Here is a 907-nt window from a genome sequence, read left to right on the forward strand (position 1 = left end):
CCGCGCGGCGTGCATCTGTACTCCATCCAGCAGCGCGACGCCGATGTCCTGATCGCGGGCGAGCAGGGCGCACTGTTCCGCTCGGAAGACGGCGGCCAGCGCTTTGTTGAGCTCGAGACGCCGTATCCGGGCACGTTCTTCGGCGTACTGATCATCGACAGCGACACGCTGCTCGCCTATGGGCTGCGGGGCAACGCGTGGCGCAGCGCCGACCGGGGCGCCAACTGGGAACAGATCGACCTGGGTCAGCCGGTGACGGTGACCAGCGGCAAGGTGCTGCTCGATCGCTCGATCCTCCTGGCCGATGAGAGCGGGCGGCTGATGCGCAGCAGCGACGCTGGACGCAGCTTCAAACCCGTCGAAGGCAGCTTTCCGACCGGACTGACCGGACTGGCGCAGGGTAGTGACAAGGCCGTGGTGCTATCTGGCGTGCGTGGACTGACACGGGTCGATCCGGCTCAACTTGTTGCGGAATCAAGATAATGGCTGTTGCACACACTCTTCCGACTGAAGCGGTCATCGCCGACATCGCAGACTTCGATCACCGCTCGGGTTCCCTTCCGGAACGCCTGCTCTTCAACAACCGGTTCATCGTCGTGGCCGTGTGCCTACTGGTCACCGTCGTGCTGGCCTACCAGGCGATGGGACTGCGGCTCAACGCCGCGTTCGAGAAGATGATCCCGACGAGCCATCCGTACATCGTCAATTATCTCGAGAACCGCAGCCAGCTCGCCGGCATGGGCAACAGCCTGCGCATCGCCGTCGAGACCAAGAGCGGCGACATCTTCAGTGCGGATTACCTGGAGACCGTGCGCCAGCTCAACGACGAGCTGTTCCTGATGCCCGAGGTCGATCGCCCCTACATGAAGTCGCTGTGGGCGCCGGCCGTGCGCTGGACGGGGGTGAC

1 protein-coding gene and 1 pseudogene are annotated in these 907 nt (G+C 64.3%); both read left to right on the forward strand.

All coding sequences use genetic code 11. The annotated features are described in order from the left end of the window. The coding region (locus C664_RS20040) for a WD40/YVTN/BNR-like repeat-containing protein (protein ID WP_004295268.1) at positions 1–483 on the forward strand (483 nt) is incomplete at its 5' end. Next, positions 483–907 (forward strand): annotated as a pseudogene (locus C664_RS20045) (RND family transporter); the annotation flags it as partial. The gene C664_RS20040 and the pseudogene C664_RS20045, both read left to right, overlap by 1 nt.

Origin of the sequence: Thauera sp. 63 (assembly GCF_000310165.2) — a bacterium.
Lineage (GTDB): Bacteria > Pseudomonadota > Gammaproteobacteria > Burkholderiales > Rhodocyclaceae > Thauera > Thauera humireducens.